Annotated in this window: 1 protein-coding gene; it reads left to right on the top strand. The window is 35.9% G+C overall.

The annotated features are described in order from the left end of the window. A partial coding sequence (locus JEM65_RS21070; RefSeq protein WP_199603702.1) for a site-specific integrase occupies positions 1-769 on the top strand: 769 nt, incomplete at its 5' end. Positions 770-970 lie beyond the last annotated feature (201 nt).

Below are 970 nucleotides of genomic sequence, written 5' to 3'. Positions count from 1 at the left end.
TATTGATTACGATTTTATCAAGAAGTTTGAATTATTCTTAAAGACCGTTCGTAATTGCAATCATAATTCCACATTGAAATACATCAATAATTTCAAGAAAATTATCCGGATTGCCTTGGCCAATCAATGGATGGAAAGAAACCCTTTCTATAACTACAAAGTTCAATTTGAGTCGGTAGAACGTGAATATCTAACTACCGAAGAAATTGACATTCTTTACAACAAAGAATTACATTTTGACAGGCTCAAAGTGGTTCGCGACATGTTTGTGTTTTCCTGTTACACAGGTCTCGCCTACTCGGATGTTGAAAAACTCTCCAAATCCGACATCAGTATCGGGATTGATGGTAAGCAATGGATAAATATCAAACGCACCAAAACGAATACTCGAAGTAGCATTCCATTATTGCCTATTGCAAAGGAAATCCTGAGCCGATACGCATACGATCCGCAAGTGATTAAAAGTGACCGATTGATTCCTGTATTCAGCAATCAGAAATCCAATGCCTATTTAAAAGAGATTGCGATGCTCTGCGGCATAACCAAACCATTGACCACCCATTTGGCACGACATACTTTTGCCACGACTGTCACGTTAACGAATGGGGTACCTATTGAAACCGTCAGTAAAATGCTTGGACATAAATCATTGAGGACAACTCAGCACTATGCTAAAATTGTTGATCGTAAAGTGAGCGATGATATGAATATATTACAGGAAACGTTGGCTACTGAAAAGAAAAATAGAGACAGCTTAAAAATTAAGTGATAATTTAAAGTTACAAGTTTATTTTGAATTCATTTGCCCAAATATGAGACATATAAAGGATCACTACTTTACTACCAATTGATCAGTAATATATCGTTAAAATTCCAAAGTGGACGAACTTTGGGATTTATTAATAACCATTTAGAGACAAAACAAATGAATAAAACATGCATTTGGGTCACCCAACAACAGCACAACTTC

It is taken from the genome of Gelidibacter salicanalis, assembly GCF_016469035.1.
Lineage (GTDB): Bacteria > Bacteroidota > Bacteroidia > Flavobacteriales > Flavobacteriaceae > Gelidibacter > Gelidibacter salicanalis_A.
The sequence above is the reverse complement of the archived record's forward strand: the minus strand, read 5'-3'. Positions and strand labels throughout refer to the sequence as shown.